Source organism: Flectobacillus sp. BAB-3569, assembly GCF_002270355.1.
Taxonomy (GTDB): domain Bacteria; phylum Bacteroidota; class Bacteroidia; order Cytophagales; family Spirosomataceae; genus Flectobacillus; species Flectobacillus roseus.
On sequence record NZ_NJFZ01000033.1, the window covers coordinates 26,909 to 49,331 of the forward strand.

Genomic DNA, 22,423 nt, shown 5'->3' on the forward strand with positions numbered 1-22,423 from the left:
CTTTTTAAAACTTCACAAAGCTTCATTTTGTGGTAAGTTATTGTGTGTTAGTTGATTATAAAAAATGGTATTGCGCTTAATTTATATATACCATTCACTCAACTTTTGGGCTATTCTCTTTTTGAAGAGAATTTAGTAAATTTCTTTTTCATGTGTAAAACAACAAGTCAAAACCTCGGAGTATGGAGAATCCAAAACTTTTTGAGCTCTTCGGTAAGATAAGACTGGTTATACTTTACCTAAACCAAACTAAATTAACCCTAGTACTCGTCGTACGCTCATCCTCAAACTATGTCTGCAAAGAATAAATTAAATCTGTTTGATACCACCATGCTGGTGGTAAGTCTCATTATTGGAATGGGAATTTTCCGTAATCCAGTCGAAGTAGCCAAATCTGCACAAAGCCCTACAATCTTTTTTCTAGCTTGGATACTGGGCGGAGTCGTTAGCTTTTTCGGAGGACTTACCTATGCCGAAATTGGGTCGAGATATGCCGTAAAAGGCGGTTTTTACAAAATATTTTCGTATTGCTATCACCCAGCTTTTGCCTTTATGGTCAACTGGATGTTAGTAATTTCCAATGCGGGCGCAACCTCTATTGTTGCTATTGTGGGGGCTGAGTACATCAATCCTATCATTATGCCAGCCTCGCTTCAGAATCCGATGGGAATAAAAATCACTTCGATCTCAACGATTGTCATTTTGTATATCATCAATTTTGTGGGCATTAGACTTTCTGCTCAAACGCAAAATCTATTGTCGATGATCAAAATGGTACTTATGGCATTATTAATCCTGACTATTTTTGCTGGTCACCCTGCTCCTGTAAGTCACACTAATTTTGCTATTAGCCAAGAGGCTTGGCAGTTTACCGATTATCTCAAAGCCTTGGCAGTGAGCTTTATTCCTATCTTTTTTACCTACGGAGGTTATCAACAAACTATCAACTTTGGTACTGACATCGAAAATCCTGTACGTAATACACCTAAGGGAATTTTTATTGGTTGTAGCTTGGTCATGTTTTTGTATTTGGCTATCAACTTTGCCTATTACAAAGTTTTAGGAATAGAAGGTATTGCGCAGTCAAAATCATTAACGGCTGATTTGGCGAAGGTTTTCTTTGGGGAAATAGGCTTCAAATTTACTTCGGTATTGCTTTTTATTTCGGTGCTAACTTTTGTAAACTCTGCTATGCTGACTAATCCAAGGGTGTATTTTGCGATGGCAGAAGATGGCGTTTTGCCGCAGGCTTTCAAAAAACAAAATGATAAATCACAAGTACAGGAATTTGCTTTGACAGTTTTTGCTTCGTTTTTGGTGCTATTCCTCTTTTTTGCAGATTCCTTTAAAGAATTATTAAACTATGTAATGTTTTGCGACTCTGTAGGTATGATTACCTCGGCAGCAACAATTTTTTTACTAAGAAAAAAGAGCAAAGAAATACTAGGCGAAACCTATACGATTGGTTTTGGGAAAGTCCTTTTTCCTGTCATTTTTATTATGATATATACCATCGTGGCAATCAGTTCATTGGTCGAGAATAAGGAGAATTTACCAACAGCTATCGGTCTATTTTTAGGTGGGTTACCGCTGTATTATATTCTGAAAAAAGCAATGGATAATTTGAAGATGTAGCGTACAAGGCACAAAGGCACAAAGGCACAAAGGCACAAAGGCACAAAGGCACAAAGGCACAAAGGCACAAAGGCACAAAAATGATATAAAGAGTAAAGTTATCATTAAAAGCGGGGATATTCATGATGTGACAAGTGCCTCAAAAACAAAACTTATGGAAGACATTTCTTTAATTATCAACCAACTTGGCGAGGAGCGTGATTTGTATTATCAGGCTGTTTCTCCGCCAATTATGCAAACCTCTAATTTTGCGTTTAAGGATTTTGCTAGTATGCGCTCAACTTTTGAAGACGAATATGCTGGCGATTATATTTATACTAAAGCCAAAAATCCTACGGTAGATATGCTCAGGCTCAAATTAGCTGCCTTGCAAGGTGCTGAAGATGCGCTGGTGACTAACTCTGGGAGTTCGGCTATTTTTTGTTCGATTTTGGCAAATGTCAAAGCTGGAGATCACATTATTTCGGTTCGCCAGCCCTATTCTTGGGCTCGAAATATGTTTGAGGTTGTATTGCCAAAATTCAATATCACACATACCTATGTAGACGGTAGAGATATCTGCAATTTTGAAGAGGCTTTGCAAGAAAACACCACCCTGATTTATCTCGAATCACCTAATTCGTTTAGTTTTGAGTTGCAGGATTTAGAGGCGGTTGGGAACTTTGCTCGTGCCAGAGGCATTACTACTATTATAGACAACAGTTATTGTACACCGCTTTTTCAGAATCCTCATGCTTACGGGATTGACTTGTGTTTGCATTCGGCAACTAAGTATATATCAGGGCATTCGGATACTGTTGCGGGTGTAATTACTGGCTCGAAGGTTCGGTTGAAAAAGATATTTGATTCAGAACTTTCCAATTCAGGAACAAGTCTTTCTCCATTTAATGCTTGGCTTTTGTTGCGTGGCTTGCGAACTTTGCCTATCCGTTTGAAGCATATTACTGAAAGCACGATGGCTTTGTTGCCATTTTTGAAAAATCACCCGAAAATCGCAAAAGTGATATTTCCTTTCGATACCGATTTTCCTCAGTACGAATTGGCTCGTAAACAAATGACTGGTGCTTGCGGGTTACTAACTATTGTGCTGCCACCTGTATCGTATGAGCAAATTGAGCAATTTGCGACAGGACTCAAACATTTTTTGTTGGCTGTTAGCTGGGGTGGACATGAATCTTTAGTGATGCCCAAGGCAGCAGGAATTCGTCCAGAAAATTATGATTCAAACAATGAGGAGCATCGTATGGTGCGCTTGTATATTGGCTTAGAAAGTGTTGAGGAGCTTCAGGAGGATTTAAACCAAGCCTTAGAGGTGATAAGCTAGTACACAAAAAAATAATTATTGAGCCTCAGGCTTTCAGGTATAGGTTTTCGGCTGTGGGCTTTGGAAAAAAGCTTATTGTTAAAAAACATGTTGAAACTCTTTACCTAACTCCTAAAGCCACAACTTAAATCTAACTGTGTGCAATTACTGATTCACGCTTAAAAACTATTTTTCAATAATGGATAATGCTTTGCTACGACAAACTTATCCCTATCTCTATGAGTACACAAATTGCATTTATTTTTGACATGGACGGGGTTTTAGTTGATAACCTTGAGTTTCATGTAACAGCATGGTTGGAGTTTTGTGCCGATAAAAACATTCCTTTAAATCGTGAGGAGTTTTTTCAAAATTTGAATGGTAAAAACGCACAAGATACCATGAACTATTTCTTCAAACGTGAGGTAGAACCAGAATTGGCACATGCCCTAAACGAAGAAAAAGAAGTCATTTATCGCTCAATTTATTTGCCACATATCAAACCTGCTAATGGCTTGGTGGAGCTTTTGGAATCATTGAAAGCTAAAGGTGTGAAATTGGCTGTTGGTACTTCTGCTCCTCCTGCCAATGTCGATTTTACCTTAGATAACGCAGGCATTCGTCATTATTTTGATGAAATTGTGGATGCTTCGATGGTAAAACATGGCAAACCAGCGCCAGATATTTATTTGAAAGCAGCCGAAAAATTAGGTGTACCAATCGAACATTGTGTAGTAGCAGAAGACGCTATGCAAGGAATCCAAGCTGGTTTGAGTGCGGGAATGAAAGTAATCGGTATCACAACCTCACATACCGCTGAAGAGCTAGCTCATACGCACCTACAAGCACCGGATTTTACGACCATCAGCTACGATACTTTAGTGGAGTTGTTGGGTGTGGAATAATTCTAGATTTGAAAATTTGAAAGTTCTAGGATTGGAGAATCAGACGATTTAGAATTTTGAAAATCTAATAATTGGTTAGCGTTAAAGATAATAACATAACCAGCCCTCGACCAACAATTCCACTTAGTGGGTGAATTTATTCACCCATGACGAAAATGTTGAAATGGCTTTAATCAAAACAGGCGGTTAAAAACGAAGTTTTACCGCCTGTTTTTAATAAGCAGAAGGTTGTAGTCATTGAAATAAAATTATTGTAGTCGCAATCCTTGCGGTTGCCATTTTGATCGCGGCAACTCTTTCAAACTATCCCATCATTAATTCCATTCCCAAATCTTCAAATTTCCAAATCTTCAAATTAACTTCCCTTTTTCCAGTAAAAATAAAAAGGCAGACCAGTTGCCATAAGTCCTAGACCGATTAAGGCTTCGCTTGGGCGCTCCATCAAGGTATTTACCAACAGAACAATACAAAAAAGTATAAAAATCGCAGGGACAAATGGATAGGCGATTACTTTGTATGGACGTGGAGCATCTGGCATTTTTTTACGTAAAATAAAAACCCCAAATGTTGTAGCGCCATAAAAAATAAAGGCGGCAAAAATCAACATATCTGTCAGTTGGTCGAAAGTGCCCGAAAGTACCAATAGCGATGCCCAAACTGCTTGTAATGTCAAGGCTTTTGATGGAGTATTGTATTTTGGATGAATATAGTCCACTTGTTTGAAGAACATTTTTTCGTGTGCCATGGCATAAAAAAGACGCGAAGCCAACAAAATTGTGCTACTCGTACAATTGAAGGTAGTTACCAAAATTAAACACGAAATCAAGACGCCTCCCCATGAGCCAAGAAAATGCGTAACCACCGCCACAGCACCAATGCCGTTTTTGGTCTCGTGAATTTTGATAAACTCGTCAATTGGTAAAATATAGAGGTACACAAAATTCATCATCATATACATTGCAATAATGATAATCATCCCAATGGTCAGTGCCAAGGGAAGATTCCTTTGTGGATTTTTGATTTCGCCACCAATATAGCCCACACTATTCCAGCCTTCATACCCCCAAAATGCACTCAAACATGCCAATGCCAAGGCTTTGAACAAGGTACCGCCTTGCATTTCTTCTGGATTGAATTTGACGCTATTTTGTTTGAGATATTCCCAGTTGCCTACACTCGAAGTAAAACCTAAAATGATAATGCCAATCATAACGATAATCATCAGCGTCACGAGAGTATTACTGAGTTTTTCGCCCAACTTTAAGCCTTTGGTATTAAAATAGGTTAGAAATATGATTAGGGCAATGGCGATAAACTTGATGCCTAAATTATCCAGAAAATGCAGTCCTAAAAAACTCATTTCGCTCATTTCGGGCGACGAGTTAGGAATAGGAACTAAGCTATTCAAAGATTGTGCAAACACATAAGCAATGGACGCAATGGAGGCTGTACGAATCACAGCAAAGTTGGTCCAGCCGAAAAGAAAAGCAAAAAAGCGATTGTAAATTTTACGATAGTACACAAAATCTCCTCCCGAATCTGCCAACATACTTGCTACTTCGGCATTGCTGAGCGTACCTGCTAAGCTAATTAATCCCGCAACCAACCATGCGGTAAGGACAAGTCCTGGCGACTGTAGTTCGGCCGACATAGGGGCAATTTTTTTGAATACTCCAGTGCCGATTACAGAACTGATTACGAGTACAATAGCGGAGGTGAGTCCAATAGAACGTACTAATTTTCCTTGATTATCGGAGGGGTTTTGCATAGTGTGGTTTTGGGGTATTAAGAGGATAAGATTTTGTTTTTAGTGAAAAAAGATTTTTTGATTCTTCAAAAAAGGATACTTCTGCCCGTTTTCCAAAGAACAAGTTTATACAAATTAGTCAATAAGCCTTTTAGTTCCAAATTCTATAGAATACGAGCTACTTTGGTAAGTGCTTTGCTAGAGAAAAACCAAGAGACATTTGTCATTAAATGATTGAAAGGTAAAAACAATCTTGAAATTGTGGAGGTGATTCGAAAAAGCTGGCTTAATTTTGAGGCGTTTACTATGTATTACTACTGATTAAATGATGGATAAGTGAAGAATTATATTTGGAAAAGTGTTTATTTAAATGTTTTTCATTCGAGCTTTAAGTACTTATCCTATGAGTAATTCCCTCATAGAGCATCACACATGTATCGTAGATTTCTGAGTAATTATTTTACCTTTGCTAGATTACCTTAACATTTAACAACAGCTAAACTGTGAAGAAAACGTTACTACTTCTTACTATTCTTTTCATCAACATTTTATCGGCACAAGCCCAAAAAATCAACGAGTCTACTCAATATCATATCAAGCCTGCAACAGGGAAAATCAATATTGATGGTAACCTTGAAGACCCTGCTTGGAAAGATACTGAGTTAGGTGGAGATTTTTGGATGATTACGCCTACCGATACCGCAAAAGCAAAAGGCAAAACTGAATTTCGTTTTACTTACGACGAGAATTTTTTGTACGTGGCCGCTATTTGCCACGAATCCATCAAAAACAAATCCTATATCGTAGAGTCCCTAAAGCGAGATTTTAGCTTTGGAAATAACGACAACCTCTGGTTGATTTTAGAGCCTTTCAATGACCTTACAAATGGGTTTGTGTTTGGTACAAATGCGGCTGGAGCACAATTTGACGGGATTATTTCGGAAGGAACCAATCTCAATGCCAACTGGGATAATAAATGGTATTCATCAACCAAATATATGGGTGACCATTGGGTAATGGAAGCCGCGATTCCTTTCAAAACACTTCGTTACAAAGCTGGCGAAACGCGTTGGGGAATGAACTTTAGTCGTTTGGATTTAAAATCTAATGAAAAATCGTGTTGGGCTCGTATTCCTAAGCAGTTCTTTAGTATTACTTTGGCGTATACAGGTTCATTGGTATGGGATACTCCACCACCAACGCCCAAAAACAATTTCTCGATTATTCCGTATGCCTTGACGGGTGTAAACAAAGACTACGCCAAGGGAACTGATGCGACGATCAGAAAAGACGTTGGAGTAGATGCCAAAATCGCAGTATCTTCGGCACTGAATTTAGACTTGACGGTAAACCCTGATTTCTCACAGGTAGATGTCGACCAGCAAGTAACAAATCTAGATCGTTTTGAGTTGTTTTTTCCTGAAAGAAGACAGTTTTTCTTAGAAAATTCTGACTTGTTTAACAATTTTGGTTTCAAATCTATTCGTCCATTTTTCTCCAGAAGGATAGGTTTAGGTTCACCGATTCAATTTGGGGCTCGTTTGAGTGGAAAACTCAATAATAACTTGCGTATTGGTTTGATGAATATGCAAACCGACCCTAATAGTGCGTTGGGAAAACCTACACAAAACTTTTCGACCTTGGTTCTTCAACAAAAAATATTTTCAAGGTCAAATATTGGTTTGATGTTTTTGAATAAAGAAGCGCTCAATTTTGACGAAAATAAAAATGTAGGATATACCAAATACAACCGTAACCTTGGTTTTGAATATAATCTAGCTTCTGCCAGTAATTTGTGGACAGGTAAGTTTTTGGTGCTAAAATCATTTACGCCAAAAGCTACTAGCATCACGAATACAACTTCGGGTGATGACTTCGTGCAAGCAACTAGCCTCTCGCATAACGGCACACACTGGGTGATACAATGGCAACATGAATACGTAGGCAAAAACTACAATGCCGAAGTAGGATATGTACCTCGTGTGGGTTATTTCAAAATAGACCCAGCTTTGACCTACTTACTATATCCAAAAAGTCCTACAAGTAAGGTATTTGTTCATGGCCCGACTGTAGAATCTGTCAATTACTGGAATACCAGTAGTAAGTTGACAGACTATACCAATATATTTGCTTATGGTATTCAGATGAAAAATAGAAGTGCTTTAACCCTCTGGACTGCTAAAGATTATGTAAAGTTACAATTCAAATTTAATCCATTAAATCCTTATACCTCTGAGTATTACGTCGCCAATCAAAGTGAACACTCGTGGCATTCGGCAGGATTTGATTATGTGTCAACGTCTAAGCGTCTGTTGACTTATACGCTATCTACGCGTGTGGGCGGTTATTATGGCGATGGTACACGTGTGGGTATTACGGGCTTGGTTGGGTATCGTTTTCAACCGTACGTGAGCTTTTCGGTAGGAGCAGATTATAACGATATTCGCAATGTATCTGTAGCAAATAGTGCCAATGATATTATATCTAAACAGTCAGCGAAGTTTTTCTTGATTCGTTCAAAGGTAGATATTACGTTTACTAATAATTTGTATTGGACAACGTATTTTCAATACAACGAACAGCAAAAAAATGTAAACCTCAATACCCGTATTCAATGGCGATATAAACCAGCATCGGATATTTTCTTGGTATATACCGACAACTATGTGCCTAATTCGTTCGGTATCAAAGACCGAGCAATTGTTTTGAAAATGACGTATTGGTGGAATGTGTGATGCCTGCAACAGGCACAAAGGCACAAAGGCAACAGGGGTAAGTGAAAAGTGTATAGTTATAACCAAGGACAGAAAACAATTCCCTTTGTGCCTCTGTGCCTTATGCCTGATCCCTATTAAAAACTAAAATGACAACAATCCGAACAAAACCTCGTTTGTCGATAGAGTATTGTCCGAAATGCAACTGGTTGATGCGTTCGGCTTGGATGGCTCAGGAGTTACTGACTACCTTTGAGGAGGATTTGGGCGAAGTGGCGCTTATCCCTTCCGAAATTGCAGGGCGATTTACTATTATGGTCGAAGATGAAATTCTTTTTGACCGAAAAAGAGAAGGACGTTTTCCCGAAATCAAAGAATTAAAGCAACTGGTGCGCGATAAAGTTTGTCCAGAAAAAAGCCTTGGGCATTCGGATAAAAATAAAAGCTAAAGTAAATAATGGTTCTGTCAGAAGAACGTTAGCAATTGCTGATTTGGGATTGCGGATTTCAGAAATGCTTGAAATACAGTTTCTGAAAATAAGAAAGTAGTTTGTAATTCCGAAATTCAACATCCGAAACCCGCAATCCAATAATTCATCACTTATAAAGAAACTTCCATGAAAAAACTTGTTTTGGGATTTTGCGCACTTGGTCTCTTAGTGGCTTGTTCAGCCAAAAAAGCAGATAAAGAGGAAAAAGAAGAGGTTAAAGGTGAAAGTATTCCCTACAACTTAAACAAACCTGTACAAAAGTATCTATTACCTAGAGCACTCGACGAAATTTCGGGTTTGTCCTTTTATAAGAAAAACCAATTGGCTTGTGTCAACGACGAAGAAGGAACGCTATTCATTTATGATTTTGTCAAAAAAGAAATTGTCAAAAAAGTCGATTTTGGTAAGTCGGGAGACTATGAGGGTGTAGAGGTTGTAGGCGACGAAATATTTGTCATGAAAAGCAATGGTAAAATCCATAGTTTTAAAATAGAAGAACCGTTTGAAAGAGACCTCGATTGTTCGCACAAAGACGTCAAAGAATACGAAGGTTTGAGCTATGATCCTAAAAAGAATTATTTGTTATTGGCTGCCAAGCAAAGAAGCAAAGACAAAGACGATGTAAAGATGATTTATGCCTATAATCTCAACAATCAATCTTTGTTCAAATACATTGGTATCCCCGAAGCTCAAGTAAAAACCGATAAAGGTGGCAAAGAATTTCGTCCTTCAGGGATTGCCATTCATCCTTTGACGGGTGATATGTACATCATAGCCTCACAAGGCAAAAAACTGCTGGTGTTGGCCGAAGATGGTCACAAAAAAGCCATTGTAGATTTAGACCCAAGCTTATACACACAACCAGAAGGAATATGCTTTACGCCTCAGGGTGAGTTATTTATTTCGTCGGAAGGAAATGGGAAGTCGGGTTATATCTTACAATTTTCTCCGAAAAGCGTGAAATAGGTGTTGTTCAGGGAAAAAATCAAAAACTCAGTAAGTTTTTAAAGAACTTTCGACGCAAATTTCGTTAATACCTTAAATGAAATAGCATATTGTACTTTCAATCAAAACCATTTTCCAAAATGAAAAAATTACTTTTCTTATCCTTATTAACTCTTATTGCTTTTGTAGGTAAAGCACAACATGGCGCAGGTGACAAAGCTAAAAGACCATCACCTCCAGCAACTGCTACAGCTACAGTAAACGGCGCTACAATCAAAATCGACTATAGCCAACCATCGGTAAAAGGTCGTAACGTATGGGCTGGTGACTTGGCTCCTTATGGCAAAGTATGGCGTACAGGTGCAAACGAAGCTACTGTTTTTGAAGTTTCGAAAGACGTAACAGTTGAAGGAAAAGCACTGAAAGCAGGTAAATACGCATTGTTCTCTATCCCTGGTGAAAAAGAATGGGTGATTATTTTCAACAAAAAATCAAACCAATGGGGTGCGTATGACTACAAAGAGTCAGACGATGCTTTGCGTGTAACAGTACCAGCAAAAGCAGGTGCTATGACAGAGAAATTCACAATTACTGCTGAAAACTCAGGAAAAGTAACTTTGGCTTGGGATAAAGCTGCAGTAGCTTTTAACGTAAAATAAGAAATCAAGTATCTTGAGAGATAAGCAAAGTCTTTTGTCTGTTTGGCAAAAGACTTTGTTTTTATAGGCTATACCCAAAAATATTTTCAATATTCTACGCTTTACTGTAATTTTGAATAACCTAACTACGACTTGTAGATTTGTTATGCGTTATATAGCCTTTATTTTATATTTCCTTTTTCTTTCAACGTCCGCTTTTGCGCAAACTTTTATGTCGCAAGTGGATCCTCCAACTATTGGCAAAGTTTGCCCCGACTTTGGGGTATCTGTCATTACTCCGACAGGAAATGAGAAAGTAATCAACCTTCATGAACTTCGTGGAAAAGTTGTTATTCTGGAGTTTTGGGCTACCTATTGTGCTCCTTGTATCCCTTCTTTGAGTCATTTTGAACGAATCAAAAAACAATATGGCAATGCTGTCGAAATTATAGCTATTTCGGACGAAAACCGTGATAAGGTAGATGCTTTTATTGCCAAACGCAATATTCATAATGTCCTTTTTGGGATGGACTGGGGGCATAAACTCAACGAACTCTTTTTTCACCATTTTATTCCGCATACAGTTGTAATAGATAAAAATGGTATCGTAAAAGCATTTACTGCTCCTGATGAAATCGATGCTGAAATCGTGGGAAAGTTGATTCGTAATCAAAAAGTGGAGATAGTAATGAAACAGGAGTTTCAAAATACCAACTCGATTGCTTCTGCTACAAGTAATACGAATTTAAACAAGGTTGCTACCGTTTTTTCAAATATTAAAAATACACCCGATGCCAACGAGTTACGCATCAGTTTGAGTCCATACGCTGAAGGGAAATCCACCGAATTTATCAAAGAATCCGAAAAGCATTGGGTATTTACCAATTGTACCTTGCCTTTGATGTATCAGATACTATACGATCAAAAAGAAAGTAGGGTTAAATTAGAAGTGCCTGACGAAAACAAATACGCTTCTGACCCCAATAATCAATATTGTTTGACAGTTCATATACCAGAGAGCATGGATAAAAACGTTCCTGAGTTAGCTTTGAACCAACTTGCGCAATTGTTTCCACTCAAGGCAAAATTTGAGTCAAGAAATCAAATGGTTTTCGTTTTGGAAAAAGCAGATTCGAGCGTTGTTGTAAGTACTAGTGATAGCACGGGAATTATTCAGAAAGGACTTACAATCAAAGATTTAGTGAGCTATTTGGAAAGTAACCCCCACTTAGTCAATAATTTGGCAGTATTAAACCAAACAGGACTTCCTGATACTACGCTGATAGATTTGGACTGGTTTCAAAACTACAACGATGTGGTACCTAATAAGCTGAAAACCTTGGGATTGAAAGGAACTGAGCGAACAGTAGATTTGAACTGTTTGATTTTATACGAAGAAAAAAAGATAACTAAGGACGCACCATAACGGAAAGTTCCTAAATCTTTATTAAATTGGTCAACATTTGGATAAATCTTTACCACAAAAAGAAGTATTCAAAAGCAGCTAAATTCTCTTAAATGGTGTAGCAAATTGCATTTAATTCAAGATAATTTGTCTCAAAAATTGATAGAGAGTTGCATAATAATAAGTATTTTTACATAAATTAAGTCTTTTATAGACAAAAGGAGTAAAATTTCAATTTTGAAGTCGTAATATCTTTACCCCGAAAATAATCAAATATTTATCATAAAAATATGAAGAAAGTCCTCATCGCTGAAGATAGCTCAGTCATTCAAAACCTTGCTAAGAAGATTTTGGAATTCCAAAACTTTGAAATCCATTCTGTGAAAAATGGCCAACAGGTATTAGATGCAATGGAAAAAGAAGATTTTGATATTTTATTGCTAGACATCAACATGCCAGTTATGGACGGAATGGACTGTGCCAGAGCTGTACGTGGGTTGGCAGATGCTGAAAAAGCCAATATCCCAATTATCGCGATTACAGGAAATGCTCGTAATTATACGATGGATGACTTTAAATCTGCGGGATTCAACGATATGTTGGCTAAGCCATTAAACTTCGACGCGCTAGTAGCTCAAGTGAAGGCTCTTACAGAGAAATAATACCAGTTTTTGTAAATAAACAAAACCTCGGTTTTGTCATTATTTACCTAAAATGTTCTGATAAAAAGATGTCCCAAAGGATTGGTTTTCTTGACTAGTCCTTTGGTATTTTTGTTTGATACGGGTTGGTTTTGCCAACTTCCCAACGCTATTCTACATGAAAATTACCTTTCTTGGTACAGGTACCTCACAGGGCGTTCCGGTCATAGCCTGCAATTGTGAAGTGTGTCAATCATTGGACTATCGTGATAAACGTCTTCGCACTGCGATCCATATTGAGGTTGATGGAAAAAGTTTTGTGATTGATGCTGGACCGGATTTTCGTCAGCAGATGTTAAGGGAACGTATCCATAAGCTCGATGCCGTGATTTTTACGCATGAGCACAAAGACCATACCGCCGGACTCGATGACGTGCGGGCATATAATTTTTTCCAAAAAAGAGATATGCCAGTCTACGGTCGTGAGCAGGTATTGGAACAAATCAAAAGAGAGTTTGCTTACGCTTTTGCCGAAATACGCTATCCCGGTATTCCTCAAATTAATTTGTGTCCCATCGAAAATCAACCTTTTGAAATAGAAGGTGTGAATTTTTTACCCATCGAGGTATTACATTACAAACTTCCCGTTTTTGGCTATCGCATTGGTGATTTTGCCTACATTACCGACGTCAATTATATTTCAGCACATGAATTGGCGAAAGTTAAAGGCGTGAAGGTACTGGTATTGGGTGCCCTTCGTAGAGAAAAACATCTTTCACATTTTTCATTATCTGAAGCTATTGAGGTTTTTGAAAAAGTAAAACCAGAGATGGGTTATATTACGCATATCAGTCACCAAATGGGTATGCACTCTGATGTAGAAGAAGAATTGCCTACTAATATTCGATTGGCTTATGATGGGTTATCTCTTGTTCTGTAAACTCAGAAAGTTAAAATATCGGAACACCATTTGATAATCCAAAGAAATTGCTTAACTTTTGTTAATGACTGATTTTACAGTTGTTAACAAACTAATTTGATAGCGATACAGAATGGTTTAATTGTGATATAGACCTTCTAAAATGCAACCAATAATTTATTGTAAGAAATTACTCAAAGCTCTTCCTTGTGAAGGGCTTTTTTTATTCCGAAATGATGGCTCAAAAAGAAATCCTACCGCCAAAGGCAGTAGGATTTACAGTTATTAACAAACTAAAATTGGCAATTGAATAGAACAACTCTTGTTGTTCATGGGGATATTCTCGACCTCAAGCTATTACAATTATCCCTTGTAAAACACCCATTTTGTGATTTCTTTCCAACTTGGTTTTTTACCATACATCAAGATACCTACACGGTACACCTTACCAGCGAGCCAAGTGGTTCCAATAAATCCAAGTATTAAGAGTGTTAGTGATAAGGCTATTTCCCAGTTTGACACACCGAATGGTAAACGCACCATCATGTCGATTGGGGAAGTTAGTGGAATGATAGAAGCCCAGAAGGCAATAGGACTGTCGGGCTTTTGTAAAATAAATTGTGCTAATATAAAAGATAAAATGATAGGAATCGTAACCGGAAACATAAATTGTTGCGCTTCGGACGGGCTTTCGACGGCCGAACCGATTGCCGCAAATAGCGAGCTATACAATAAATAGCCTCCTAAGTAGTAGAGGATGAAGCAGAAAATCATTTTTCCTAAAGATACATTTTCGATAGCATCGCTGATACTATTCAATGGATTTTCAGATTTTACGCTTGCTTCAAACTTCTTGATTTCGTCTTTGCTAAGACCTGCTTTTACTTTGGCTTGTACTTTCTCCTCAATTTTACCCGACATGATGGAAGAGGTAACCGTTGAAGCCGTGAAGGTCAAAACTCCCCACAGCAAAAACTGCGTAAGACCAACCATACCGACACCGATGATTTTGCCAAGCATTAATTGGAATGGTCTTACCGAAGATACTACCACCTCGATGATACGGTTGCTTTTTTCTTCAATAACGCCATTCATTACCTGCGAACCATACAAGAAGGCAGAGAGATAAAGAAGGAATCCAAAGATACCTCCCAAAATCATAGCACCACCCGAATTACTCGATTTTTCGCCGCCATCTTCATTGAGTGTATAAGTTTGAGCATCGACATTGATTTTGTTGTCTTCAAGGACTTTTAGGTCAATCCCTGCATTTTTGAGCTTGATATTTCTTAGCTCATTCTGAATTTTGCCCTGAATGGCATGCTGTGTGCCAATTCCAACGGTTTTTTTACCAAGAATTTGTACACCTTTAGGATTCATCAAAATATCTTTTTCGATATGAACAACAATATCATCATTGCTTTTTTTCAAATCCTTTTTGGCTTCCTCCAAGGTTTTTTCACTGTAGATATAAGTATAATCGCCCTCCGAATTAAGCTTGCCTTTGAACAATTTGCTGTCGTCCAATACGATAACGTTTCTGGAATCATCAGAGTTGACAAATAACAATACTGGAATAGTATATACTGCTGCGATCAGAAAAGGAACCAAAATCGAGGCAATCCAGAACGATTTTTTCTTTACTCTGGTAATATATTCCCGTTGTATGATGAGTAAAATCTTATTCATGATAGTTGAGGTTTAAAATTGTTGTAGGTATAACTGATGGACTATAAAATGGTATTGGCATCTTCGCCCACAACTTTGATGAATATTTCGTTAAAAGAAGGAATATTTTCGTTGAAAGCTTTTAAGTCTACTTGCTGAATCGCTTGACCAAGAAATTGATTGGCATTGGTGCCATCCAATAAGCGCACTTTTGCTTTGGTAATACCTTCTACATTTTTGGCGCTAAGAATCTCAAAAACTCCTTCAATAGGAGCAAGCGCTCCCGAATATTCAAGGTTGAAGGTATTGTCTCTAAAACGATTTTTTACCTCTTTCTTTTCGCCACTCAATACCACTTTAGATTTGTTGATCAAAGCAATATTGTCGCATAGTTCCTCGACAGACTCCATACGGTGCGTTGAAAAAATGATGGTAGTTCCTTTTTCTTTCAAAGCCAAAATCTCATCTTTTAGCAAATTAGCATTGATAGGGTCGAAGCCTGAGAACGGCTCGTCAAGGATAACCAGTTTTGGCTCGTGAACAATGGTAGCAATAAACTGCGTTTTTTGTTGCATACCTTTCGACAAATCCTCAACGTTTTTGTCCCACCAACCTTTAATATCGAATTTGATAAACCAAGCTTTGAGTTTTTCAACCGCCTCAGCTTTAGGCATACCTTTAAGTTGGGCAAGGTACAAAAGTTGCTCGCCTACTTTCATCTTTTTGTAAAGACCACGTTCTTCTGGAAGATAGCCAATTACTTCGATATGTTTGGGTTGGAGTCTTTCACCGTCCAAGATAATTTGACCTTCATCTGGACCAGTAATTTGATTGATAATTCGAATAAGAGAAGTTTTGCCAGCGCCATTAGGACCCAATAGACCAAAGATTGAACCTTGAGGTACCTGAATCGAAACGCCACTGAGAGCAGTATGTCCAGCATAACGCTTAACTACATTTTGCGCTTCAAGTATAATTGACATAAGCTAGGAGGGTTTAGTTTTGGAATAAATGTAGGTTTGAACGAAATTTTCTTTTATCGTTATCCCTATTAGGATACAAAAGAAAAAGAGTTTGTCAAAAGTCGTAATTCTTTTTGACAAACTCTTCGATTCCTGTGATAAAAGGTATTTGTTTCAGTATTATTCTGCTGATTCTGAAGATAGAGCTTCTTCTACGGCTGGAGTTGATGATTTTTTGCTAGAAGATTTTTTGGCAGGAGCTTCAGTTGCTTCTGAGCCTGTAACAAGAGCGATTTTTGCATCAAATGCTGCTTTTTCTGCTTCTTTAGCTTTAGCTTTTGCTACTTTTTTAGATTGTTCTTTAATTTTTTCTGCTGCTTTTTTCTCAGCTTTTTCTTTGGCTTCTTCTTCATCTTTTTGAAGTTTCGCATATTTCTTAGCGATTTCTTCAGAAGCCTTGTCTACAGTTTTTACTAATTTCTTAGCACTTTTTTCATTAAGGCCTTTGAGGTTAGACAAAATCAAAGCCGATATTTCGTCAACGAGTTGCTTTTTATCAGATTTCATGACAGGTTAATATTAAGATATTGTTAAATAATTATTAATAAATCGAAAGTATGAAAATGCCCAAAGCGAAAAAAGTAATTTGTATTAAGTTTTCACTTTGGGCTCAAAATTTAACATTAAAATATTATATTTCTTGGAAATTATTGAACAATAGAGGGTTTTGGCAAGAAAGGTATTTACAAAATCTGTTTTAATAAACGTTTGTAGATATTTTGTAAAAAACTCAAAAATCAACATTCTGAACTCTACACTTATTGAATTCCTGCTACATAATGCCAACAAATAATGCCTGCTGTTACCGAAATGTTTAAGGAATGTTTAGTCCCATATTGAGGAATCTCTAAACAATAATTCGCATTTTTTACGGCTGTTTCGTTCACACCAAAAACCTCATTTCCGAAGATAAAAGCATATTTTTCGGTCTTTTTCGGCTGAAAATCTAACAAGGAGGTACTACCTTCTACTTGTTCAATGGCAATGACTGTATAGCCCTCTGCTTGTAACTTTTCGATTAACTCAACCACATCTGGAGCGTGTTCCCAATCAACGGTTTCGTCGGCACCAAGCGCTGTTTTCTGGATTTCTCTATGAGGAGGTGTTGCTGTAATACCGCATAGATAGATTTTTTCAGCTTTGAAAGCATCGGCTGTTCTAAACACAGAACCTACGTTGTTCATACTTCTGATATCATCCAAAATCAAAATATAAGGCAATTTTTCGATAGCTCTAAACTCTTCGGCAGACAAGCGATTGAGCTCATCCATGGATAATTTACGCATTTTTTTCGATTTAAAATATTATTGCTGGTTCGTAAATTTTTAAAAGGGATTAAGTGAAAAAGCACATAGGCGCAAAGTGAGAAGTTAGCTTAAATTTTGCGTCCGATTGTGCAACAACAATTCATCTTCTTTCTCTTATAAAAATCAACCAGCCATGTATCTGTTTCGTTGTAAAAGCAAAGTTACGACAAGGATATGAAAACCAAAGATTTTTGAACTTCAAGCAAAGATATATTCAAGCTAAAGGAGTTGCTTGCTTGGGCTTGGTTATCCTAATCAGTTTTGCATATGATAAAAATCATTCTGAAGACTTTCGATTCATTTTAGTTTTGAGAGAAAATCATGTAATCAATATTATGACAACGATTAGTCTTATCCAAAAATATAATGTTCCTGGTCCACGCTACACAAGTTATCCTACGGTTCCGTTCTGGAAGGTAGAACAGTTTACAGAAAAAGCTTGGATAGAAAGCTTGCAAAAAAGTTTTGCCGAAAGCAATCATCAAGGAATCAGTCTTTATATTCACCTGCCATATTGCGAAAGCCTTTGTACTTTTTGTGGTTGTAATAAACGTATCACTAAAAACCACTCGGTAGAAGAACCCTATATCGACGCCCTTTTGAAGGAATGGGATATGTACACCGCTTTATTATCCGAAACTCCACGAATCGCCGAAATACACTTTGGAGGTGGTACACCAAGTTTTTTCAAACCAAACAATCTTGCTCGTTTGGTAAAAGGCATTTTAGCAAAAGCTACATTAGCAGATGAAATAGAATTTGGTTTTGAAGGACACCCAGGCAATACCACAGCCGAACATTTGGAGGTATTGCATCAATTAGGTTTTACGCGTGTAAGTTACGGCGTGCAAGATTATGACTTGCGAGTTCAAACGGCAATTCACCGTTTTCAGCCTTTTGAACAGGTAAAACAAGTGACAGAATTGAGCCGAAAATTAGGATATTCCTCTATCAGCCATGATTTGGTATTTGGATTACCCTTCCAGACTTTAGCCAGTATTGAGGATACCATTCAAAAAACAATTGCGCTTAAGCCCGACCGTATTGCGTTTTACTCGTATGCGCATGTGCCTTGGATTAAAGGCAATGGTCAAAGAGGATTTAAGGATGAAGACCTCCCAAGTCCTGCCTTGAAACGTCAGTTATATGAAAAGGGTAGAGCGATGTTGGAGGCAAATGGTTATTTTGAAATAGGTATGGACCACTTTGCATTGTCTAGTGATTCGATGTATGTAGCTCGACAAAATGGTACGCTCAACCGTAATTTTATGGGTTATACCACCACGCAGACCAAAGTGATGATTGGTTTGGGAGTATCTTCTATCAGTGATTCATGGACAGCTTTTGCTCAAAATGTAAAAGAAATTGAGACCTACATGGATAGCATCAATCAAAATAAACTACCGCTTCACCGTGGGCATATTTTGAACCAAGAAGACCTCAAAATTCGTGAGCAAATCCTCAATTTGATTTGCCGTTTCAAAACATCTTGGGATACCGATACTTGGACTTTTGAAGAAAAAGAAGCGCTTTTCGAAAGACTTCAACCATTTATAGAAGACGATTTAATTGTTTTACACGACAACGGCGTAGAGGTTTTGGAAGCTGGTAAAACCTTTATCCGTAATATCTGTATGGCATTTGATATGCGCATGATTAGAGAAAATCCCCAGCACAGACTTTTTTCGCAGACGATATGAGGAGGGACAAAGGGAACAGACACAAAGGCACAAAGTGGAAGAGGGGATAGGGGTTAGGCAAAGAGGCAAAGAGAGAGGGAGTAGAGAGAATGGGCACAAAGGCAAAATAGGGGGTAGAGTGAACAGGTACAAAGGCACAAAGTGAATAAAATCTCCACTTTGTGCCTTTGTGCCTTTTTTCCTCTGTGCCTCTCTAAGTCCTTGTAATATAAGCTATAACTATAGTTTAAAAATAAATTATAGTTTAAATTTATAATTATATATAAAATATCAATTTGATTTATAATTCTCGCATCAGCAATTTTGTCATGTAAACATAACACAACAGTTATTAACAAACACATGAATAAATCCATAAAAATTGCTGCTCTGGCGCTATTATCATCGACTGTAGCAGTTGCCCAAACTCCCCTAACTACTAACAATGGTTCTCCTGTTGGAGATAATCAAAACTCTAAAACAATCGGTCAAAATGGACAAGTGTTGCTAGAAGATATCCATTTGATTGAAAAACTAGCCTCGTTCGACCGTGAGCGTATTCCTGAGCGTGTGGTACATGCACGTGGCGCTGGGGCTTATGGTGAATTTGTCTCAGAAGGCGAATTTTCAAAATATACCAAAGCGGCTTTGTTTGCGGCTAAAGGTAAAAAACACCAGTTTTTGTTCGTTTTTCTACCGTAGTTCATGGAAATGGTTCACCAGAAACCTTGCGTGACCCACGTGGTTTTGCTACTAAGTTTTATACCGAGCAAGGCAATTATGATATCGTTGGTAATAACCTTCCTGTATTTTTTATTCGCGATGCCATCAAGTTTCCAGATATGGTGCACGCATTCAAACCGTCGCCTATTTACAATAAGCAAGACCCCAACCGTGTGTTTGATTTCTTCTCACATATTCCAGAAGGTACGCACATGTTGACACGTGTGTATTCGGACTTTGGTATCCCTGCTAATTATCGTCAAATGGATGGGTCCAGTGTTCATGCTTTCAAGTGGGTAAACGAGGCTGGCGAAGTGAGTTATGTAAAGTATACTTGGAAAACGAATCAGGGTGTGAAAAACCTTACTGCTGATGAAGCTGCCAAAGTACAAGCCCAAGATTTCCAGCATGCTACGGTAGATTTATACGATAATATTAAAAAAGGAAACTTCCCTTCTTGGGATTTATTTGTACAAATCTTAAAGCCAGAAGATTTAGATAAATTCGATTTTAATCCACTAGATGTTACAAAAGTTTGGCCAGAGTCAATTGCTCCGTTGACAAAGGTTGGTAAAATGACTTTAAACCGTGTACCTGATAATTTCTTTGAAGAAGTTGAGCAGTCTGCTTTTGCGCCTGCCAATTTGGTGCCAGGCATAGAGCCATCTGAAGACAAACTTTTGCAAGGTCGCTTATTTTCTTACACCGATACGCAACGTCACCGCATCGGAGGCAATTTTCAACAGCTTCCTATTAATGCACCAAAAGCGGCTGTGAATACATACAACCAAGACGGTGCTTTTAGCAATCGCCACAAAACTTCTGATGTAAACTATCAACCAAGTGTTGCGGCTGATGCTTTAACTGACAATGCACAATATAAATACTCAGTTTCGAAGTTTACCAATGTGACTACAGTTCAGCAAAAAATCACAAAGCCTAATGATTTTAAGCAAGCAGGTGATTTTTACCGCTCTTTGTCCGAAACAGATAAAGCAAGTTTGATTAAAAACTTATCTGGTGATTTGGCGGCTGTCAAAAACAAAGATGTAGCTCGCAAAATGGTTGGCTATTTCTACCTAGCTGATGCTGATTACGGTACTCGTTTGGCTAAAGCTCTCAACTTTAGCCGTGAGGAAGTTGAAGCGTTGTTTAGAAAATAAGTTACAGTAAGTAGGAAAACGTTATTAGTTAACAGTATATTGGTTATCTGAAGGTGCTCATAATCTGAAGGTTATAGTCAAATTTTTCCTCAGTTATACTATTAATTTAATTTTTCCTACTTACTTAATTAGGCCAAAAGGCAATAGGAATTAGTCATCATTTTATTGATAGCTCTTGATTTGCTTTTCTTTATATCAAACCCAATCGGGCAGGATTTAGGAGCGTATTTTGAAAAGTAAAACAATACTGTCAACGAATGTTTAAGCTAATACCTATTGCCTAACCACTAATATAAAAATGATCCATCAAACCATGCCATCTATCAAAGTCATATCGCTTTCATATAAAACTGCTGATGTTGCAGTTCGTGGACAATTACAGTTCTCGGAGGAGGAGGTGCAAACCTTTTTGGCAAATTTTCAAGCTCATGAAGACGTCAAATCCTTGATGCTTCTGTCAACTTGTAACCGAACTGAATTGTATTTCGAGTCTGAAACTACTTCAGCTAAAGACATGATTGAACAGATGTTGACTTTCAAGAATGTATGGATTGGTGGACATTTGCTTAAAGTTATTGAAACTACTCAAGAGTCAGCTCAGTATATGATGGAGGTGGCTACGGGATTACATTCAATGGTTTTGGGCGACAAACAAATTATTCAGCAAGTCAAAAGTGCTTATTTACAGAGTCAAAGCATGGGGCTTATTTCGGGTGCATTTGAGCGTTTGTTTCAACAAGTTTTTCGTTCATTTAAGCGAATTAGTAATGAAACCGCCTTTTTGAAAGGCTCTCAATCTACGAGTTATTTGGCAGTGGAGCACGCCAGAAGACTCGTTGGTAAACAAGCAAAAGTATTGTTATTGGGAGCTGGAGAAATCGCTAAAGATGTGGTCAAATATTTGGTTTCACAAGGTTTTGAAAATGTGGTAATTGCCAATCGCACTCTCGAAAAAGCCCAAGCACTTGCTAAATCGAGAGATTCTTACTTTTACCTTCCTTTTTCGGAAATACCTCAATACTTTTCTGATTTTGATGTGGTTATTTCAAGTATTGGCGTAAAAGATTTAATTCAAGATACCTTTTTCCGTAAATCTACTTTTCCTAAAGTATTGGTTGATTTAGCTGTTCCAGCAAGTATTTCTATATCTGAAGAAACAAAGCAGTCGGTTCAGTTAATCAATATTGATACTTTGGTTGAAAAAATTCAAGTGAACAAGACCGAAAGCCAAGCAGCAGTAAACGAAGTTCAAACGATTATTGAGCAAGAGTTAGCACAATTTATGAAATGGCATGATTCATTACCTATCAATCAGTTTTTAGCTTCACTGAAACAACATTATAAATCTACCATTCAAGAAAAATTACAACAACATAAGCAAGAGCTACCAGACGGAGTTATTGATTCTATCGTGGCTTCTTTGCTCAAAACACCAGCTGTAAGTCTGAAGAATATGAATTTACCAGAATCTGTTTCATCGGTTCAACAGCTCAATAATATTTACCACTTTTAGGCTTT

At 37.7% G+C, this 22,423-nt stretch carries 18 protein-coding genes and 1 pseudogene; 14 read left to right on the plus strand and 5 right to left on the minus strand.

Going from position 1 to position 22,423, the window contains the following annotated elements; translation table 11 throughout:
• The first annotated feature begins 291 nt into the window (after nucleotides 1–291).
• From BWI92_RS23325 to BWI92_RS23335, 3 genes are all read left to right on the plus strand, one after another.
• Entirely contained in the window at nucleotides 292–1,635 is a 1,344-nt protein-coding gene (locus BWI92_RS23325) for an APC family permease (protein ID WP_095167375.1), read from the plus strand.
• A 154-nt stretch (nucleotides 1,636–1,789) separates the two neighbouring features.
• On the plus strand, nucleotides 1,790–2,959 hold the full coding sequence (locus BWI92_RS23330) for a PLP-dependent aspartate aminotransferase family protein (protein WP_095167377.1): 1,170 nt from the start codon (nucleotides 1,790–1,792) through the stop codon (nucleotides 2,957–2,959).
• 218 nt (nucleotides 2,960–3,177) lie between these two features.
• Nucleotides 3,178–3,843 (plus strand): HAD family phosphatase, encoded by a 666-nt coding sequence (locus BWI92_RS23335; protein ID WP_095167379.1) that lies wholly within the window; start codon nucleotides 3,178–3,180, stop codon nucleotides 3,841–3,843.
• A gap of 355 nt (nucleotides 3,844–4,198) precedes the next feature.
• Here BWI92_RS23335 and BWI92_RS23340 read toward each other — a convergent pair whose 3' ends face one another.
• The gene (locus BWI92_RS23340) at nucleotides 4,199–5,611 is read right to left on the minus strand and encodes an APC family permease (protein WP_095167381.1); all 1,413 of its coding nucleotides are present in this window, start codon (nucleotides 5,609–5,611) and stop codon (nucleotides 4,199–4,201) included.
• Nucleotides 5,612–6,093: 482 nt separating this feature from the next.
• On the opposite strand from BWI92_RS23340, the gene BWI92_RS23345 reads away from it, so the two are divergent.
• The 7 genes from BWI92_RS23345 (at nucleotide 6,094) to BWI92_RS23375 (ending at nucleotide 13,364) form a co-directional block, all read left to right on the plus strand.
• Complete coding sequence (locus BWI92_RS23345) at nucleotides 6,094–8,325, plus strand: carbohydrate binding family 9 domain-containing protein (RefSeq protein WP_095167383.1); 2,232 nt, start codon at nucleotides 6,094–6,096, stop codon at nucleotides 8,323–8,325.
• Nucleotides 8,326–8,453: 128 nt separating this feature from the next.
• Nucleotides 8,454–8,753 (plus strand): SelT/SelW/SelH family protein, encoded by a 300-nt coding sequence (locus tag BWI92_RS23350; protein ID WP_095167385.1) that lies wholly within the window; start codon nucleotides 8,454–8,456, stop codon nucleotides 8,751–8,753.
• Nucleotides 8,754–8,921: 168 nt separating this feature from the next.
• Nucleotides 8,922–9,761, plus strand: a complete 840-nt coding sequence (locus tag BWI92_RS23355) for an SdiA-regulated domain-containing protein (protein ID WP_095167387.1) — start codon at nucleotides 8,922–8,924, stop codon at nucleotides 9,759–9,761.
• Nucleotides 9,762–9,880: 119 nt separating this feature from the next.
• Entirely contained in the window at nucleotides 9,881–10,399 is a 519-nt protein-coding gene (locus BWI92_RS23360; protein WP_095167391.1) for a DUF2911 domain-containing protein, read from the plus strand.
• A 211-nt stretch (nucleotides 10,400–10,610) separates the two neighbouring features.
• Nucleotides 10,611–11,804 (plus strand): TlpA disulfide reductase family protein, encoded by a 1,194-nt coding sequence (locus tag BWI92_RS23365; RefSeq protein WP_176464517.1) that lies wholly within the window; start codon nucleotides 10,611–10,613, stop codon nucleotides 11,802–11,804.
• A 269-nt stretch (nucleotides 11,805–12,073) separates the two neighbouring features.
• Entirely contained in the window at nucleotides 12,074–12,445 is a 372-nt protein-coding gene (locus tag BWI92_RS23370) for a response regulator (protein ID WP_095167395.1), read from the plus strand.
• 157 nt (nucleotides 12,446–12,602) lie between these two features.
• Nucleotides 12,603–13,364: an MBL fold metallo-hydrolase gene (locus tag BWI92_RS23375; protein ID WP_095167397.1), complete on the plus strand. Its 762-nt coding sequence runs from the start codon at nucleotides 12,603–12,605 to the stop codon at nucleotides 13,362–13,364.
• Nucleotides 13,365–13,706: 342 nt separating this feature from the next.
• Here BWI92_RS23375 and BWI92_RS23380 read toward each other — a convergent pair whose 3' ends face one another.
• From BWI92_RS23380 to BWI92_RS23395, 4 genes are all read right to left on the minus strand, one after another.
• The gene (locus tag BWI92_RS23380; RefSeq protein ID WP_095167399.1) at nucleotides 13,707–15,032 is read right to left on the minus strand and encodes an ABC transporter permease; all 1,326 of its coding nucleotides are present in this window, start codon (nucleotides 15,030–15,032) and stop codon (nucleotides 13,707–13,709) included.
• 41 nt (nucleotides 15,033–15,073) lie between these two features.
• The gene (locus BWI92_RS23385; protein WP_095167401.1) at nucleotides 15,074–15,994 is read right to left on the minus strand and encodes an ABC transporter ATP-binding protein; all 921 of its coding nucleotides are present in this window, start codon (nucleotides 15,992–15,994) and stop codon (nucleotides 15,074–15,076) included.
• Nucleotides 15,995–16,153: 159 nt separating this feature from the next.
• Entirely contained in the window at nucleotides 16,154–16,540 is a 387-nt protein-coding gene (locus BWI92_RS23390) for a hypothetical protein (protein WP_095167403.1), read from the minus strand.
• A gap of 251 nt (nucleotides 16,541–16,791) precedes the next feature.
• Nucleotides 16,792–17,319, minus strand: coding sequence for an RNA methyltransferase (locus BWI92_RS23395; RefSeq protein ID WP_095167406.1), 528 nt, complete (start codon nucleotides 17,317–17,319; stop codon nucleotides 16,792–16,794).
• Between the two features lie 212 nt (nucleotides 17,320–17,531).
• Between BWI92_RS23395 and hemN the strand changes: the two genes are divergently transcribed.
• The 4 genes and pseudogenes from hemN (at nucleotide 17,532) to hemA (ending at nucleotide 22,418) form a co-directional block, all read left to right on the plus strand.
• Nucleotides 17,532–19,040 carry an oxygen-independent coproporphyrinogen III oxidase gene (gene hemN / locus BWI92_RS23400; RefSeq protein WP_310588951.1) on the plus strand — a complete coding sequence of 503 codons (1,509 nt, stop codon included), beginning with the start codon at nucleotides 17,532–17,534 and terminating at the stop codon, nucleotides 19,038–19,040.
• Nucleotides 19,041–19,382: 342 nt separating this feature from the next.
• Nucleotides 19,383–20,530, plus strand: a pseudogene (locus tag BWI92_RS23405) (catalase); the annotation flags it as partial.
• A gap of 120 nt (nucleotides 20,531–20,650) precedes the next feature.
• Entirely contained in the window at nucleotides 20,651–20,905 is a 255-nt protein-coding gene (locus tag BWI92_RS28570; protein ID WP_304529117.1) for a catalase-related domain-containing protein, read from the plus strand.
• Between the two features lie 313 nt (nucleotides 20,906–21,218).
• A complete protein-coding gene (gene hemA, locus BWI92_RS23410) occupies nucleotides 21,219–22,418 on the plus strand; it encodes a glutamyl-tRNA reductase (protein WP_176464518.1) in 1,200 nt (399 codons plus the stop codon).
• Nucleotides 22,419–22,423: the final 5 nt, after the last annotated feature.

Coding starts and splice junctions, on each gene's coding strand:
- BWI92_RS23325 (WP_095167375.1), top strand. CDS start 292: ATGTCTGCAAAGAATAAATTAAATCTGTTTGATACCACCATGCTGGTG.
- BWI92_RS23330 (WP_095167377.1), top strand. CDS start 1,790: ATGGAAGACATTTCTTTAATTATCAACCAACTTGGCGAGGAGCGTGAT.
- BWI92_RS23335 (WP_095167379.1), top strand. CDS start 3,178: ATGAGTACACAAATTGCATTTATTTTTGACATGGACGGGGTTTTAGTT.
- BWI92_RS23340 (WP_095167381.1), bottom strand. CDS start 5,611: ATGCAAAACCCCTCCGATAATCAAGGAAAATTAGTACGTTCTATTGGA.
- BWI92_RS23350 (WP_095167385.1), top strand. CDS start 8,454: ATGACAACAATCCGAACAAAACCTCGTTTGTCGATAGAGTATTGTCCG.
- BWI92_RS23355 (WP_095167387.1), top strand. CDS start 8,922: ATGAAAAAACTTGTTTTGGGATTTTGCGCACTTGGTCTCTTAGTGGCT.
- BWI92_RS23360 (WP_095167391.1), top strand. CDS start 9,881: ATGAAAAAATTACTTTTCTTATCCTTATTAACTCTTATTGCTTTTGTA.
- BWI92_RS23365 (WP_176464517.1), top strand. CDS start 10,611: ATGTCGCAAGTGGATCCTCCAACTATTGGCAAAGTTTGCCCCGACTTT.
- BWI92_RS23370 (WP_095167395.1), top strand. CDS start 12,074: ATGAAGAAAGTCCTCATCGCTGAAGATAGCTCAGTCATTCAAAACCTT.
- BWI92_RS23375 (WP_095167397.1), top strand. CDS start 12,603: ATGAAAATTACCTTTCTTGGTACAGGTACCTCACAGGGCGTTCCGGTC.
- BWI92_RS23380 (WP_095167399.1), bottom strand. CDS start 15,032: ATGAATAAGATTTTACTCATCATACAACGGGAATATATTACCAGAGTA.
- BWI92_RS23385 (WP_095167401.1), bottom strand. CDS start 15,994: ATGTCAATTATACTTGAAGCGCAAAATGTAGTTAAGCGTTATGCTGGA.
- BWI92_RS23390 (WP_095167403.1), bottom strand. CDS start 16,540: ATGAAATCTGATAAAAAGCAACTCGTTGACGAAATATCGGCTTTGATT.
- BWI92_RS23395 (WP_095167406.1), bottom strand. CDS start 17,319: ATGCGTAAATTATCCATGGATGAGCTCAATCGCTTGTCTGCCGAAGAG.
- hemA (WP_176464518.1), top strand. CDS start 21,219: ATGCCATCTATCAAAGTCATATCGCTTTCATATAAAACTGCTGATGTT.